Raw genomic sequence first — 13,649 nt, forward strand, 5'->3', positions numbered from 1 at the left:
GTCTAGGGACACGCCGCGGGCGTCCTCCCCGGTCGCGGGGGGTCCGGCCGGACGCCGGCCGGCGGTCGCGCACGGGCGCGGGACTGCCGATGAGGAACAGGACCGTCCGCCGGCTGCCCTGGAGTGCCCGTGCTCGACACCCTCGCCCCCACCGGCGCGCCCCGGACCGGCCGCCCCGCCGTCCGGCCGACCGGCGAGGAGCGCACCTTCTCCGCCGACGAGCTGATCGTCTCGAAGACCGACCGGCGGGGCGTCATCACCTACGCCAACGACGTCTTCCTCCGCGTCGGCGCCTACACCCGCGACGAGGTGATCGGGCAGCCGCACAACCTGATCCGCCACCCCGACATGCCGCGGGCGGTGTTCCGGCTGCTCTGGGAGACGCTGGAGAGCGGCCGGGAGCTGTTCGCCTACATCCAGAACCTCGCCGCGGACGGCGCCTCCTACTGGGTGCTGGCGCACGTGACACCCTCGTTCGGCGCCGGCGGCGCCGTCGTCGGCTACCACTCCAACCGCCGCCGCCCGTCCGCGGGCGCCGTCGACCGGGTCCGGCCGCTCTACCGGGAGTTGCTGGCCGAGGAGCGCCGGCACCCGACCGCACGCGCCGCCGTGGCGGCGTCCTCGGCGCTGCTCACCGAGCTGATCGCGCGGCAGGCGGCGTCCTACGAGGACCTCGTCTGGTCGCTCATCGACGCCGAGGAGCGCTGAGGTGGCCGCACGACGGGACGGACGGCGCGGGACCGCGGACGAGCTGGCGACCTACCGCGCCTTCGTGGCCGAGCTGACGCGCACCTGCGCGGCCGCGGCCGCCGGTGACCTCGAGGCGCGGGCCGCCCCGGTGGCCGGCTCGGAGCAGGTGCCGGAGCTCGGAGCGCTGCAGGCGGAGGTCAACCGCGCGCTCGACGTCGGCGACGCGTTCGTCCGCGAGTCCCGGGCCGCCCTCACCGCCGCCGCCGAGGGCCGGTTCCACCGCGAGGTGCTGCTCACCGGCCTGTCCGGCGCCTACCGGCAGGCGGCCGCCGACATCAACACCGCGCGCGACGCCATGCGCCGCACGAGCGACCGCGTCACCGAGGCGCAGGCCGCCCGGCTCCGGCTGGCCGACGGCTTCGAGTCGGTCGTGCTGGCCATGTCCGAGCAGGTGGCCGCCGCGGCGACGGAGCTCAGCGCCACCGCCGCGGGCCTCACCACCGCCGGCACCGCCGCCACCGCGGAGGTGGACAACGCACGGGAGACGATCGCCTCGCTGACCCGTTCCTCGGCCGCGATCGGCGAGATCATCGCGCTCATCGACGCGATCGCGGCCCAGACGCGGCTGCTCGCGCTCAACGCCACGATCGAGGCGGCCCGCGCCGGGGAGGCCGGCAAGGGCTTCGCCGTCGTCGCCGGGGAGGTCAAGGAGCTCGCCGACCAGACCGGCCGGGCCACCGAGCGGGTCACCGCGCAGGTCGAGCAGATCGGCCGGGCCAGCGAGGACGTCGCGGCCGTGATGAGCAGCGTCACGGGCACGGTGGGCGAGATGAACGGCCTCAGCGGCGGGATCGCCGAGGCGGTCGACGGCACCCTGTCCGCCGGCCTGGCCGGCAGCGAGGGCGCCGGCCTGTCCCGGATGGCCGAGCAGCTGCGCGCCGAGGCGATCTCCTTCCTGGCCGAGATGCGCCGCTGACCTGGGGGGCGTCGGGACGGCGGCGACCGCGCCGGTCCGCGCCCGCCCAGGCAGGGCATGTACCGTGCGGGGGTCACGGGGCGGCCCACCCCTGGGCCCATCACCGCAGGCTGCGCGACCCCCGCCGTCCTGCGCCGGTGGCGTGTCCGGAGCGTGGGAGGTGTGCGTGGCAGCGGAGGACCCGGCCGTCCCCGCGGGGACCGACCTGTTCTCCGGCGGGAGCGAGAACGGCCGCCTGATGGCGGCCCTCGAATGGTCCCGCACCCCGATCGGCCCGGTGCACACCTGGCCGGCGAGCCTGCGCTTCGCCGTCCGGACCGTGCTGGCCTCGCGGTTCCCGATGATCCTGACCTGGGGTCCGCAGTACACCCAGATCTACAACGACGCCTACGCCCAGCTCATCGGCGCCAAGCACCCCGGCGCGATCGGCGACGACCTGCGCGTGACCCTGGCCGAGGGCTGGTCGGCCCTGCAGGGGCCGGTCGAGCACGCCATGGCCACCCGCGAGCCGAGCTGGATCCCGCAGCTGCTGCTCCCCCTGGAGCGGGCCGGGTACCGCGAGGAGGCCTACTTCACGGTCTCGCACGCGCCCGCGTTCGGCGACGACGGCGAGGTCGCCGGCATGCACGCCGTCTGCACCGAGGTCACCCGCCAGGTGCTGGCCGAGCGCCGGCAGGAGCTGCTGCGCCGGGTGGCCAGCTCCGGCACCCGGCTGGACGACGACGCCGCCGTCGTCCGGGCCATGTGCGCCGCCATCGACGAGGCGCCCGGCGACGTCCCGGTCGCCGCCGTCTGGCTGGGCCGGGCCGACGGCAGCGGGCTCGACCTGGTCGCCTCCGGCGGCTGCGACGGCACCCGGCTGCCGGCCGCCGTCGACGACGTCGCCGCGCTCCGGGAGCTGGCGGTCGGGGGCCTCGCCACGCGCAGCGGGCCCCTGGGCGACCCGGTGACCGAGGCCGTCGTGCTGCCGCTGACCGGGGGCAGCGGAGGCGCGGTCGTCGGCGCGCTGCTGGCCGGGGTGAACCCCAACCGGGCGCTGGACGCCGAGTACCGGTCCTTCCAGGAGCTGCTCGCAGGGCAGGTGGCCGCCGCGGTGGTCAACGCCCGCGCCTACGCCGCCGAGCGCGCCCGCGCGGAGTCGCTGGCCGAGCTCGACCGGGCCAAGACCGCCTTCTTCTCCGACATCAGCCACGAGCTGCGCACCCCGGTCACCCTGCTGCTCGGCCCCCTGGCCGACGTGCTCGCCGACGGCGCCGACCGGCTGCCCGACGACGTCGCCGAGCGCCTGACCCTGGCGCTGCGCAACGGGCAGCGGCTGCGCCGGTTGATCGACGACCTGCTGGAGTTCGCCAGCATCGAGGCCGGCCGCGCCGCCGCCGTCCGCGTCACGACCGACGTCGCCGCCCTCACCGCCGAGCTGGCCGGCGTGCTGCGCGCCGCCGCCGAGCGGGCCGGGCTGGCGCTCACCGTCGACTGCCCGCCGCTCCCGCACGACGCCGCGGTCGACCCGCGGATGTGGGAGAAGATCGTCCTCAACCTGGTGGGCAACGCGGTCAAGTACACGTTCGTCGGCGGCATCGACGTCTCGCTGCGCGGCGACGACGAGGGGCTGGAGCTCCGCGTCGCCGACACCGGCGTGGGCATCCCCGCCGACGAGCTCTCCTCGGTCTTCGAGCGCTTCCACCGCGGCACCGACAGCGCGGCCCGCAGCCGGGAGGGCACCGGCCTCGGCCTGGCGCTGGTGGCGGAGCTCGTGCACCTGCACGGCGGCACGGTCGCGGTCGCCAGCGAGCCCGGGGTCGGCAGCACCTTCACCGTGCGTCTCCCCTACGGCGAGCCCGACGCCGCCGCGGCCGAGCCCACGCCGCCCGCGGAGCGGCCGGCCGCGGCGGCCCTGACCCCGTGGGACGGCGACCCGGTCCCGGACGCGCCGCCCGCGGCACCCGGGGAGGACCGCACCACCGTCCTGGTCGTCGACGACAACGCCGACATGCGGGCCTACCTCACCCGGCTGCTCGCCCCGCACCACGTCGTCCGGACGGCGGCCGACGGGAGGCAGGCGCTGGAGGAGGTCCGCCGCGGCCGGCCCGACCTCGTGCTGACCGACGTGATGATGCCGGTCCTCGACGGGTTCGAGCTGCTCCGCGCGCTGCGCACGGACCCCGCCACCCGCGGCGTCCCGGTCGTGATGCTGACCGCGCGGGCGGGGCAGGAGGCGGCGGTGGAGGGGCTGGAGGCCGGCGCCGACGACTACCTGCCCAAGCCGTTCGAGTCCGCCGAGCTGCTCGCCCGGGTGCGCGCGGTGCTCGAGCGCACGGCCGGGGCGACCGTCCCCGCCCCGGACCACCCCGTCGCGCCGCCCGTCGACACCGTCCCGGCCCCCGCCGCACCGCCGCGCCCCCGCGAGCCGGTGCGGGCTGCTGCGGAGGTCCGGCCGGCTCCGCCGCGGGAGGAGCGCATCGCCCGCTCGGCGCGCTGGCGGCTGCCCTCCACGACGTCGTCCATCCCGGCGCTGCGGCGCCGGCTGCGGGCGTTGTTCACCGACGCCGGCCTGCCCGAGGACCTCGCCTACGACCTGCTGCTGGCCGCCTGCGAGGCCGCGACCAACGCCGTCGAGCACGCCCAGGAGCCGACGGAGCCGTTCGTCGACGTCACCGCCGAGATCGGGGACGACGAGGTCGTCGTCGCGGTCCGCGACCACGGGCACTGGCGGGAGCGGGTGCCGAGCATGGACCGCGGCCGCGGGTCCATGCTGATGAGCGCGTTCGCCGAGGTCACCGCAACCCCGAGCGCGGAGGGCACCACGGTGGTGATCCGGGCCCGACGGAGCTGACCGCCCGGCCGGCGCGTCCGCCCCGCCGACCCACCCCGACGGGTGTGCCCGGGCTCCGCTCGCGGGCGGGGGCTTGCTACTGTTGTCGCCGCGGCCCGAGGCCGCTCGCGGGTGTAGTTCAATGGTAGAACATCAGCTTCCCAAGCTGACAGTGCGAGTTCGATTCTCGTCACCCGCTCTCCCCGACGGGCCCGGTCACCGACCGGGCCCGTCGTCGTTGCCGGCGCGGACGGCGGTCACCGCCCAGAGCGGGTCGCCGAGCCCGGGCGGGGTCCGCAGGGCGACCGCCGGCTCCCCGAACCCGCCCGACCGGCGCACCAGCTCCGCCACCAGCTCCCCGCGCCGCGCCTCCGGGGTGACCAGCCAGCCGCGCACCGCCTTCGTCGGGAAGCACCGGTTGGAGAAGGTCACCGCCAGAACGCCGCCGGGCCGCAGCACCCGGGCCACGTCGGCCAGCACCTCGATGGGGCGGACCAGGTAGTCGATCGACACGCAGCAGACGACCGCGTCCACGTCGGCGTCCGGCAGCGGCACCCGCGGATCGGCGTTGAGGTCGTGCACGACCCGCTCCGTGGCGGCCGGGTTGGCGGCCAGCTCCGCGGCGTTCATCCCGAGCACGACCAGCTCCGCGGGCGGCGTCCGGAAGTGCGAGACCCACGAGGACATGAGGTCGAGCACCCGGACCGGCCGGCCGGCGGCCCCGTCGATGCCGAGCTCGGCGTACAGCGCGCCCACGGCCGCGATCGCCTCGTCGTCGATGTGTGTCACCAGCCGCTGCGGCCGGTAGAACAGGTCGTCGGGGCCGGGGTCCATGCGGTCGGAGAAGCCGGCCGGCAGTCCCGCGTACGGGTCGGCGTCGGGGAGCACGCCCCCGAGTCTGGCGGCGGGCCCGGCACACTGCCCGGGTGCACCCCGCCCCGGCCGAGGAGGCCGCGCGCACCGCCGCGCTCGTCGCCGCGCTGCGCGCCGCCGGCTGCGTCTTCGCCGAGGACGAGGCCACCGTGCTGCTCGAGGCGGCCGGCGACCCGGCGGAGCTGGCCGCCCTGCTGGCGCGCCGGGTCGCCGGGGAGCCGCTGGAGCAGGTCGTCGGCTGGGCGGAGTTCGCCGGCGTGCGCGTCCCGGTCGAGCCGGGGGTCTTCGTGCCCCGGCAGCGCAGCGGGCTGCTGGTCGACCTCGCCCTCGCCGCGGTGCCGGCGCCGCAGGTCGTCGTCGACCTGTGCTGCGGCACCGGCGCCCTCGGCGCGGCCGTCGCCGCGCGGACCACGGCGGTCGAGTTGCACGCCGCCGACGTCGACCCGGCCGCCGTCCGGTGCGCGGCGCGGACCGTGCGCCCCCACGGCGGCCACGTCCACCGGGGGGACCTCTACGACGCCCTGCCCGGGCAGCTGCGCGGCCGGGTCGACCTGCTGCTGGTCAACGCGCCCTACGTGCCCACCGAGGCGATCGCGCTCATGCCGCCGGAGGCGCGCCTGCACGAGCCGCGGACGGCGCTCGACGGCGGCCCCGACGGCCTCGACCTGCACCGGCGCGTGGCGGCGGGCGCCCCGCGGTGGCTGGCGCCGGGCGGGGCGCTGCTGCTGGAGACCAGCGCGGCGCAGGCGGAGTCCACGGCCGCGGCGGTCCGGGCGGCCGGCCTGCGCGCGTCGGTCCACGAGGACCGCGACCGGGGTGCCACGGCGGTCGTCGGGCGCGCGCGTGGTGACGAGGCGTGAGCGGATGGTTCGCGGAGGTTCCGGAACACCGACGCCCAGATCTCGGGCCAGGTCAGGTAGGCCCTTGGTCCCTGTACCGACGGTTGCGGTCCGGTCACGATGGCGCCATGACAGACGTGGAGCCCCTCCGTCTCGAACACCTGCGTCTGCGGCGTCAGCCGCCCGCCCTGCTCGTGGACGTCGACGGCTCCCCCTCCGCCTACCGCTCGCTCGTCTGGGCGCTGCACGAGGCCGCGCGCCGGGAGGCGACGGTCGTCGCCGCCTGGGTGGTGGACGACGCGGACGGGGGGACGCCCGCCGTCCTGGCCACCGCCCGCGCCCAGGTCGAGGCGCAACTGCTGCGGGCCATCGCCGAGACCGGCGTGCACGGCCGCGCCCGTGCCGCGGTGCTCGAGCGCCCGGTCTTCGAGGCGCTCGCCGGCGCCTGCCGGGGCGGGGACCTGGTCATGGTCACCGGGACCGGCAAGACGCTGCTGCGCCCGGCGGTGCCCCGCCCGCCGGCGCGTCGCCTGGCCCGCGGCGCCTGAGGCGGCCGTTCGATCGTGCCGCCGTCCCCTGCCGGTCGGGCCGTGACCCCGCCCGACGGCGAGGGTCCGGCCGAGCCCACCCGCCTCGCCGCCGCCGTCCGCGCGGCCGCCTCCGCCCGGGAGACCGCGGAGGACGGCCGGCTCGAGTCCACCCTGCGCGAGGTCGTCCGCGCGGCGATGGAGCATTCCGGCGCCGGCTACGGCGCGCTCGGCGTGCTCACCCCCGACGGCCGCCAGCTCGACCGCTTCGTGGTGGTCGGCATGGGCGACGAGGACCTGGCGCGGATCGGCCGGCTGCCCGAAGGGAAGGGCATCCTCGGCCTGCTCGTCGACGACCCGCGACCGCTGCGGCTCGACGACCTGGGCGCGCACCCCTCCTCGATCGGCTTCCCGCCGGGGCACCCGCCCATGCGGTCCTTCCTCGGCGTCCCCGTCCGCTCCGGGGACACGGTGTTCGGCAACATCTACCTCACCGAGAAGCAGGGCGGCGCCGGGTTCACGGCCGCCGACGAGGAGGTCGTCGAGGCGCTCGCGGCCGCGGCGGGGCTGGCCATCGAGAACGCCCGGCTGGCCGAGGCCGCCGAGCGGCGGCGGGCGTGGGTGCAGGCGGGCGCGGCCGTGGTCACCTCGCTGCTGTCGGCGAGCGACCCCGACCTGGTGCTGCACGAGGTGACCGAGCGGGTGGCGGAGCTGTCCGGGGCCGACCTCTGCGGCGTGCTCGCCCCGCTGGACGGCGACGCCGAGGACGCGTTCACCGTGATCGCGGGCGCGGGGGAGGTCGGCGCCGACGCGGAGGGCGTCCGGCTGCCCATGGCCGGCACGCGGCTGCTCACGGCGCACCGGGACGGGGTGCCCGTCCTGCTCGAGGACGTGACGGCCCGGGCGGAGAGCCAGCCCTACGCGCCGGTGATCCGCGAGATCGTCGCCGACGGGTTCGGGCCGGCGATGGTGCTGCCGCTGGCCGGCCCCCCGACCCCGGCGACGCTCGTCGCGCTGCGGCGGGAGGGCCGTCCGCTGTACACCCCCGCGGACCTGGAGGTCGCCGCACCGTTCGCGTCGCGGGTCGGGGTCGCCCTCGAGTTGGCCCGCAGCCGCGCCCGCGAGCGCGACCTCGAGGTCGCCGCCGACCGGGACCGGATCGCCCGCGACCTGCACGACCACGTGGTGCAGCGCATCTACGCGAGCGCGCTGGCCCTGGACCGGATCGGCCGCTCGCTGGAGGACCGGGCCCCCGACGCCGCGACGCGGATCGCCCAGCGGGTGGACGAGCTCGACGAGACGATCCGGCGGATCCGCAGCGTGATCTTCGAGCTGCACGAGGTCGGGACGGGCTCGACCACCACTGTCCGGGCGCGGCTGGCCGAGGTGGTGCGCTCGGTCACGGAGGGTCACGACCTGCGGGTGGACCTGCGGATCCGGGACGGCTCGGAGGACCTGCCGGCCGAGCTGGTGCACGACGCCGTCGCCGCGCTGCGCGAGCTGGTGACCAACGTCGTCCGGCACGCCGGCGCCAGCCGGGTGACCGTCGAGGTGCTGGTCGACTCCGAGGTCGCGGTGGTGGTGACCGACGACGGGCGCGGCATCCCCCCGGTGACGGCCCGCAGCGGCCTGGCCAACCTGACCGACCGGGCGGAACGGCGCGGTGGCCGGATGGAGGTCACCACCGGCGCCTCCGGGACCTCCGTGCGCTGGTCGGTCCCCCGCGCCTGAGCCCTCCTCAGCGGTCGCGCAGCTCCGTGGCCAGGATCGCCGCCTGCGTGCGCCGCTCGAGGTTGAGCTTGGCGAGCAGGTGGCTGGTGTAGTTCTTCACCGTCTTCTCGGCCAGCCCCATCCGGGCCCCGATCTGGCGGTTGGTCAGGCCCTCGCCGATCAGCCGCAGCACCGTGCGCTCCTGCTCGGTGAGGGTGGCCAGCCGCCGCGTGCGCTCGGGGTCCCGCGGGCGGGGGGCCGGCTGCGCCGGCGGAGCGACGCCGTAGTGCGTGCCACCGGCGGCGACCGTGCGGACGGCGGAGACCAGCGCCGCGCCGCGGACCTGCTTGAGCAGGTAGCCCGAGGCCCCGGCGGCGAGCGCGGCGGCCACCGCCTCCTCGTCGGCGTAGCTGGTCAGCACCAGGAAGCGCAGGCCCGGCACGCGATCGCGCAGCTGCCGGCACACCTCGGCGCCGTCCCCGTCGGGCAGGCGCATGTCCACCACCGTGACGTGCGGGCGCACCGCGGGCACCCGCGCCAGCGCCTCGGCCACCGACCCGGCCTCGCCGACGACGACGATGCCCGGGTCGTCCTCGAGCACCTCGGCGACCCCACGGCGGACCACCTCGTGGTCGTCCACGAGGAACACCCGCACGGAACTGCCCGGCAACGCCCACCGCCTCTCGATGTGAGACGCGTCACTGACGCGTGTCACGCAGAGTAACTCCTGCAGGTCGGGAGTACATCCCGGCCTGCACGGAGCGTCAAGCGGGCAGCAGCAGCGCCGCGTACAGCGTGAGCCCGGGACCGAACGCCATGGCCACGACCGGACCGTCGACGTCGCCCAGCTCGTCGAGGACCAGCAGCACGGTGGCCGACGAGCAGTTCCCGTGCTCGGCCAGCACCCGCCGCGAGGCGGCCATCTGCTCCTCGGCCAGGCCCAGCTCGTCGCGGACGACGTCGAGGATGCGCGGTCCGCCGGGGTGCACCGCCCAGCCCGCGACGTCCTCGACCCGCAGCCCCGCCCCGGTGAGCAGTTCGTCGACCACCGCGCCCACGTGCCGGGCGAGCACGTCGGGCACCCGCGGGGACAGCCCCATGCGGAAGCCCAGGTCCGTGACGTCCCAGGTCATGTGGTCGGCGGTGGAGCTGTCGGTGCGCGCGACCACGCCGGCCAGCCGCCGCCCGGAGCCGGCGCCGGGCTGCACGACCACCGCGGCGGCCGCGTCGGAGAACAGCGCGTGCGCCACCACCTGCTCGAGGTCCCGCTGCGCCGGCTGCACGTGCAGGCTGGTGAGCTCGCAGCACAGCAGCACCGCCGGCCGGGCCCGCGCGGTGACGAAGTCGCCGACGGCCGCGAGCCCGGGGATCGCCGCGTAGCAGCCCATGTGGCCGATCAGCAGCCGCTGCAGCCCCGGCGGCATGCCCAGGTCGGCGGCCAGCCGGATATCCAGGCCCGGGGTGGCGTAGCCGGTGCAGGTGGCGACGGCGAACAGCCCGACGTCCCCCGGCGCCAGCCCGGCGCGGTCCAGCGCCCCGGCGACCGCCTGCTTGCCCAGGGGCAGCGCCTCCTGCACGTAGCGGGCCATCCGCGCCCCGGTGCTCCAGCCGCTGAGGTCCTCGTCGACCGGGTTGGCGACGGCGTGCCGGGTGCGCACGCCCGCGGAGGCGAAGATCCGGCGGGCCGCCCGCACGCCCGCGTAGTGCCGGGCGAAGAAGCCCTCCCAGGCGGCGTCCTGGTCTAGGGTCGCGGGCAGGGCGGAGCCCGAGCCGGTGACGACCGCGCTCACCACCGTCGCTCCCGGACGTCCGTGCTGCTCAGCGGGGCGCTCATCCCTCGACGGTAGGCGGGGACGGCGTTCCGTGCCGCCTCACCGGGTCGTGGGCGCCCGGTCCGGTGGCGCGCTTGACCCCGTAGCCGGCGAAGAGGACCGACGTGAGCGGGATCCGGCGCATCCGGACGTCCGGGCGGCGACCCCTCCGCCAGGCCACCAGGTCGCGCAGCGAGGGCCGCAGCCCGACCAGCCGCAGGTCCAGCCCGAGCCGGTCGGCGGCGGCCAGCAGCCGCCTGCGGTCGACGAACAGCCGCGGGTCGTGGATGCCGGGGGGCGGCCCGCCGGGGATCCGCTCGAAGAGGTCGACGGCGACCCAGCCGGCGAGGCGGGTGTCGGCGATCGCGTCGATGACCAGCGTGCCGCCGGGCCGCAGCAGCCGGGCGCACTCGGCCAGGACGGCCACGTCGTCCTCCACGTGCTCGAGGACCTCCCCGGCGACGACGACGTCGGTGCACGCGTCGGCCAGCGGGACCTGCAGCACCGACCCGCGGATCGGCAGGACGCCGTGCTCGCGGGCCGTGCGCAGCCCGGCCAGGTTCAGGTCCACCCCGACGTGCCGGTAGCCCAGCCGCGCCGCGTGCGGGGCCATGAGCCCGCCGCCGCACGCGAGGTCGACCAGGACGGCGCCCGGCGCGGCCGCCGGCGGGAGGTGCTCGGCGCGGGCGGCGGCCAGCCAGTGCAGCATCGCGAAGCCGCCCGCCGGCTCCCACCACTGGTCGGCCAGCTCGTCGTACTGCGCGTTGTCGTTGCGCCGGGGGTCGTCGCGCCGCATGCGGCTCCTAGCTCTTGAGCGGGTCGTGCCCCCAGTTCATCAGCGAGTACCGCCACCTGGAGGACTCGACGTCCTCCTTCTTCGGCCGCTGGGCGAGGTGTCGCTGCACGTACCCGTGCACGGTGCGCATGTGCGCGTGGTCGTCGTCGGTCAGGTCGGCCTGCTTCGTCCGCAGGAGCTCGACGATCCGGCGGCCCGACTCGTGCCCGGTGGACTCCCCGGACCCGCCGCTCTTCTGCCCCACCTCCCGCGACTCGTCGGTGGCCAGCCACTCCTTCAGCTCGCTCGCGGTCATGTTCACCGCCTCGCTGAATTGGCGTCGCGTGGCGTCGTGGTCCTCGTCGGCCATGGGGTCCTCCCTCGTCTCGGTCGGTCGATCGGTCGCGCCCTACCCGGTCGTGCCCGGCGGGGAACCGGGTGTGCGGCCGCGACACCTCCGGGTACGACCCCGTACCGTGCAGGACCCTCCGCCCGGGCGCTTCGACGGCTCGGCCGCGCGGCGCAGCGCCGATGCCCGCGGCGAGACGCTCGACCAGCTGCTGGACCGCAACCTCAACGAGCTCCTCCAGGAGCTGCGGGTGGCGATCACCGGCGTGCAGGTGCTCTTCGCCTTCCTGCTCGGCCTGGCCTTCACCCAGCGGTTCGCCGAGATCGACGGCTTCGGCGTGACCGTCTACACGGTGACCCTGCTGACCACCGCGCTGGCGACGGTGCTGCTCATCGCGCCGGTGTCCTTCCACCGGCTGGTGTTCCGGCGGCGGCAGAAGGGCGCGATCGTGCACGTGGCCAACGTGCTGCTGCAGGCCGGCCTGGCCATGCTCGTGGTCGCGATCAGCACCGGCACGATGCTCGTGCTGGACGTCGCCCTGAACCGGGCGGTCGCGATCGCCTCCGGCGGGCTGGTCCTGCTCACCGGGGCGCTCACCTGGTACGCGCTGCCGCTGTGGGCCCGCCGTCCCCGTTTCCCGGACGGACCCGGGGATACAGGCCCGACGTCGACCCCGAGGGAGGACCCACCATGAGCGAACCCGGCCGCACCCCGCACCCCGAGCAGCCCGCCGAGAGCGGCGAGCAGGAGCCGGACGAGGGCACCGGGGGCGACGGCCGCACGCCGCACCCCGACCAGCCCGCCGAGGGCGGCGACGTCGGCGGGGAGGGCGCGGAGACGCCGTCCTGAGTCATCCCTGGTCTCGCGATGCGGGACGTCGTCTCTCTTGACGCTCCGCGGTGGCGTGCCCTAGCGTTCCGGGCACCGCTCGCGCGCAGCACACACACCCGGGGAGGCCGACCGTGACCGCAGCCGGCACGCCCGCCCCGTCCCTGCGCCCGAGCATCCGTCCCGGCACCGCCGCCGGGGCCGTCCAGGTCCCCTTCTGATCTCCCGCCCACGAGCCCGCCGACGTCGCCGACGTCCGCGGGCTCGTGGTGCATCCCCGGCGATCCGTCCCCGACCACCGCACGCCCGTCCCGTGGAGGAACCCCATGACCAGCACCGTCTCGCTCTCCCCGGTGGAGGGACCCGCCGCCTGGCGGGGCGACGTCCTGTCGCAGTCGACCGAGTGGATCCACGAGCTCTCCGACGCCGAGCGCACCGAGCTCGAGGAGGTGGGCCGCCGGTTCGTCGCCGATGACCCCGACCTGCGGACGGTGACCGCCGAGCAGTACCCGATCCCGGCCAACGCCGCCCACCTGCGCGAGGTGTCCGAGCAGCTCGACAGCGGCCGCGGCTTCATCCTGGTCCGCGGGCTGCGCACCGAGGAGTACGGCGACGTGCTGGCGGCGGCGATCTTCTTCGTGATCGGCCTGCACCTGGGCGTGCCGATGAAGCAGAACGAGGTCGGTGACCTGCTCGACCACGTCATCGCGACGTCGAACCTGACGATGGCCGACGGCGCGCTGCCCTCCCGGGTCCGCGACCGGCTGCCGTTCCACTCCGACAGCTCCGACGTCGTCGCCCTCATGTGCCTGCGGGGCGCGAAGGCCGGCGGGTCGAGCAGCCTGGTCAGCGGCGCGACGATCTACAACGAGATCCTGCGGCGCCGCCCCGACCTCGCCCCGCTGCTGTTCGAGACCTGGTACTGGGACTGGAAGGCGCAGGACAAGGACGCGCCCGCCGACTGGTACACCTCGCCGATCTGCAGCTGGGTGGACGGCGTCTTCTCCAGCTACGCCGGCAGCTCGATGATCGAGTCCGCGCAGCGCTTCCCCGACGTCCCGCGGCTCACCGACGCGCAGCGCGAGCTCCTGGCCCTCTACGACGAGGTGTCGCAGGAGGAGGGCCTGCCGATCGACATGGACTTCCAACCCGGCGACGTGCAGTGGCTGCTGAACTACGCCGCCCTGCACTCGCGGACCTCCTACGAGGACTTCCCCGAGGTCGAGCGCCGTCGCCACCTGCTGCGGCTGTGGCTCAAGCGGGACGTCGGCCGGCCGCTGGTCGAGGGCTTCGGCAAGAACTCCGTCGTCCAGGGCCGCGACAGCGACCGCAGCGAGAAGGAGGACGTCGAGCGCATCGCGCACATCGCGAGCGCCGCCGTCCCCGACATGACCTGGGGCCTGTAGCGGCGAGGACCACCCTTCCCCCCGCCCCTCACGAGCTCGGGGCGGGCCCCTGG

General features: G+C 76.2%; 13 protein-coding genes, 1 tRNA gene and 3 pseudogenes. 12 read left to right on the forward strand and 5 right to left on the reverse strand.

Features of this window, described 5'->3' with window-relative positions; genetic code table 11:
- The first annotated feature begins 129 nt into the window (after window positions 1-129).
- From ACI79F_RS10280 to ACI79F_RS10305, 6 genes and pseudogenes are all read left to right on the forward strand, one after another.
- Window positions 130-708, forward strand: coding sequence for a PAS domain-containing protein (locus ACI79F_RS10280; protein ID WP_456545244.1), 579 nt, complete (start codon window positions 130-132; stop codon window positions 706-708).
- Between the two features lies 1 nt (window position 709).
- Window positions 710-1,666, forward strand: a complete 957-nt coding sequence (locus ACI79F_RS10285; protein WP_456545243.1) for a methyl-accepting chemotaxis protein — start codon at window positions 710-712, stop codon at window positions 1,664-1,666.
- Window positions 1,667-2,408: 742 nt separating this feature from the next.
- A pseudogene (locus ACI79F_RS10290) lies at window positions 2,409-3,437 on the forward strand (sensor histidine kinase); the annotation flags it as partial.
- A gap of 252 nt (window positions 3,438-3,689) precedes the next feature.
- Window positions 3,690-3,980 (forward strand): annotated as a pseudogene (locus ACI79F_RS10295) (response regulator transcription factor); the annotation flags it as partial.
- Window positions 3,981-4,211: 231 nt separating this feature from the next.
- A pseudogene (locus tag ACI79F_RS10300) lies at window positions 4,212-4,499 on the forward strand (ATP-binding protein); the annotation flags it as partial.
- A gap of 107 nt (window positions 4,500-4,606) precedes the next feature.
- A tRNA-Gly gene (locus ACI79F_RS10305) sits at window positions 4,607-4,677 on the forward strand.
- 17 nt (window positions 4,678-4,694) lie between these two features.
- Here ACI79F_RS10305 and ACI79F_RS10310 read toward each other — a convergent pair.
- Window positions 4,695-5,366, reverse strand: coding sequence for a class I SAM-dependent methyltransferase (locus ACI79F_RS10310; protein WP_456545242.1), 672 nt, complete (start codon window positions 5,364-5,366; stop codon window positions 4,695-4,697).
- Window positions 5,367-5,404: 38 nt separating this feature from the next.
- Here ACI79F_RS10310 and ACI79F_RS10315 point away from each other — a divergent pair, with 38 nt between their 5' ends.
- The 3 genes from ACI79F_RS10315 to ACI79F_RS10325 all read left to right on the forward strand — a co-directional run bounded on the left by ACI79F_RS10315 (window position 5,405) and on the right by ACI79F_RS10325 (window position 8,448).
- Window positions 5,405-6,211 (forward strand): putative protein N(5)-glutamine methyltransferase, encoded by an 807-nt coding sequence (locus tag ACI79F_RS10315; protein ID WP_456545241.1) that lies wholly within the window; start codon window positions 5,405-5,407, stop codon window positions 6,209-6,211.
- 107 nt (window positions 6,212-6,318) lie between these two features.
- Complete coding sequence (locus ACI79F_RS10320; RefSeq protein ID WP_456545240.1) at window positions 6,319-6,738, forward strand: universal stress protein; 420 nt, start codon at window positions 6,319-6,321, stop codon at window positions 6,736-6,738.
- Window positions 6,739-6,780: 42 nt separating this feature from the next.
- Window positions 6,781-8,448 (forward strand): sensor histidine kinase, encoded by a 1,668-nt coding sequence (locus tag ACI79F_RS10325; RefSeq protein WP_456545239.1) that lies wholly within the window; start codon window positions 6,781-6,783, stop codon window positions 8,446-8,448.
- A 7-nt stretch (window positions 8,449-8,455) separates the two neighbouring features.
- Here ACI79F_RS10325 and ACI79F_RS10330 read toward each other — a convergent pair whose 3' ends face one another.
- From ACI79F_RS10330 to ACI79F_RS10345, 4 genes are all read right to left on the reverse strand, one after another.
- The gene (locus tag ACI79F_RS10330) at window positions 8,456-9,097 is read right to left on the reverse strand and encodes a response regulator (RefSeq protein WP_456545238.1); all 642 of its coding nucleotides are present in this window, start codon (window positions 9,095-9,097) and stop codon (window positions 8,456-8,458) included.
- 94 nt (window positions 9,098-9,191) lie between these two features.
- Window positions 9,192-10,217, reverse strand: coding sequence for a type III polyketide synthase (locus ACI79F_RS10335; RefSeq protein WP_456545237.1), 1,026 nt, complete (start codon window positions 10,215-10,217; stop codon window positions 9,192-9,194).
- Window positions 10,218-10,257: 40 nt separating this feature from the next.
- Window positions 10,258-11,034 carry a methyltransferase domain-containing protein gene (locus ACI79F_RS10340; RefSeq protein WP_456545236.1) on the reverse strand — a complete coding sequence of 259 codons (777 nt, stop codon included), beginning with the start codon at window positions 11,032-11,034 and terminating at the stop codon, window positions 10,258-10,260.
- 7 nt (window positions 11,035-11,041) lie between these two features.
- Entirely contained in the window at window positions 11,042-11,383 is a 342-nt protein-coding gene (locus ACI79F_RS10345; protein ID WP_456545235.1) for a DUF3140 domain-containing protein, read from the reverse strand.
- A gap of 106 nt (window positions 11,384-11,489) precedes the next feature.
- Here ACI79F_RS10345 and ACI79F_RS10350 point away from each other — a divergent pair, with 106 nt between their 5' ends.
- The 3 genes from ACI79F_RS10350 (at window position 11,490) to ACI79F_RS10360 (ending at window position 13,596) form a co-directional block, all read left to right on the forward strand.
- Window positions 11,490-12,056, forward strand: coding sequence for a DUF6328 family protein (locus tag ACI79F_RS10350; protein ID WP_456545234.1), 567 nt, complete (start codon window positions 11,490-11,492; stop codon window positions 12,054-12,056).
- Window positions 12,053-12,211 (forward strand): hypothetical protein, encoded by a 159-nt coding sequence (locus tag ACI79F_RS10355; RefSeq protein ID WP_456545233.1) that lies wholly within the window; start codon window positions 12,053-12,055, stop codon window positions 12,209-12,211. Before ACI79F_RS10350 ends, ACI79F_RS10355 begins: the two co-directional genes overlap by 4 nt.
- 305 nt (window positions 12,212-12,516) lie before the next feature.
- Entirely contained in the window at window positions 12,517-13,596 is a 1,080-nt protein-coding gene (locus ACI79F_RS10360; RefSeq protein ID WP_456545232.1) for a TauD/TfdA family dioxygenase, read from the forward strand.
- Window positions 13,597-13,649 lie beyond the last annotated feature (53 nt).

This window comes from Blastococcus sp. SYSU D00868 (genome assembly GCF_054050575.1).

Bases quoted from the DNA above. Each gene is read 5' to 3' on its own strand.
- ACI79F_RS10320 (WP_456545240.1), top strand. From the start codon at position 6,319: ATGACAGACGTGGAGCCCCTCCGTCTCGAACACCTGCGTCTGCGGCGT.
- ACI79F_RS10340 (WP_456545236.1), bottom strand. From the start codon at position 11,034: ATGCGGCGCGACGACCCCCGGCGCAACGACAACGCGCAGTACGACGAG.
- ACI79F_RS10345 (WP_456545235.1), bottom strand. From the start codon at position 11,383: ATGGCCGACGAGGACCACGACGCCACGCGACGCCAATTCAGCGAGGCG.
- ACI79F_RS10355 (WP_456545233.1), top strand. From the start codon at position 12,053: ATGAGCGAACCCGGCCGCACCCCGCACCCCGAGCAGCCCGCCGAGAGC.
- ACI79F_RS10360 (WP_456545232.1), top strand. From the start codon at position 12,517: ATGACCAGCACCGTCTCGCTCTCCCCGGTGGAGGGACCCGCCGCCTGG.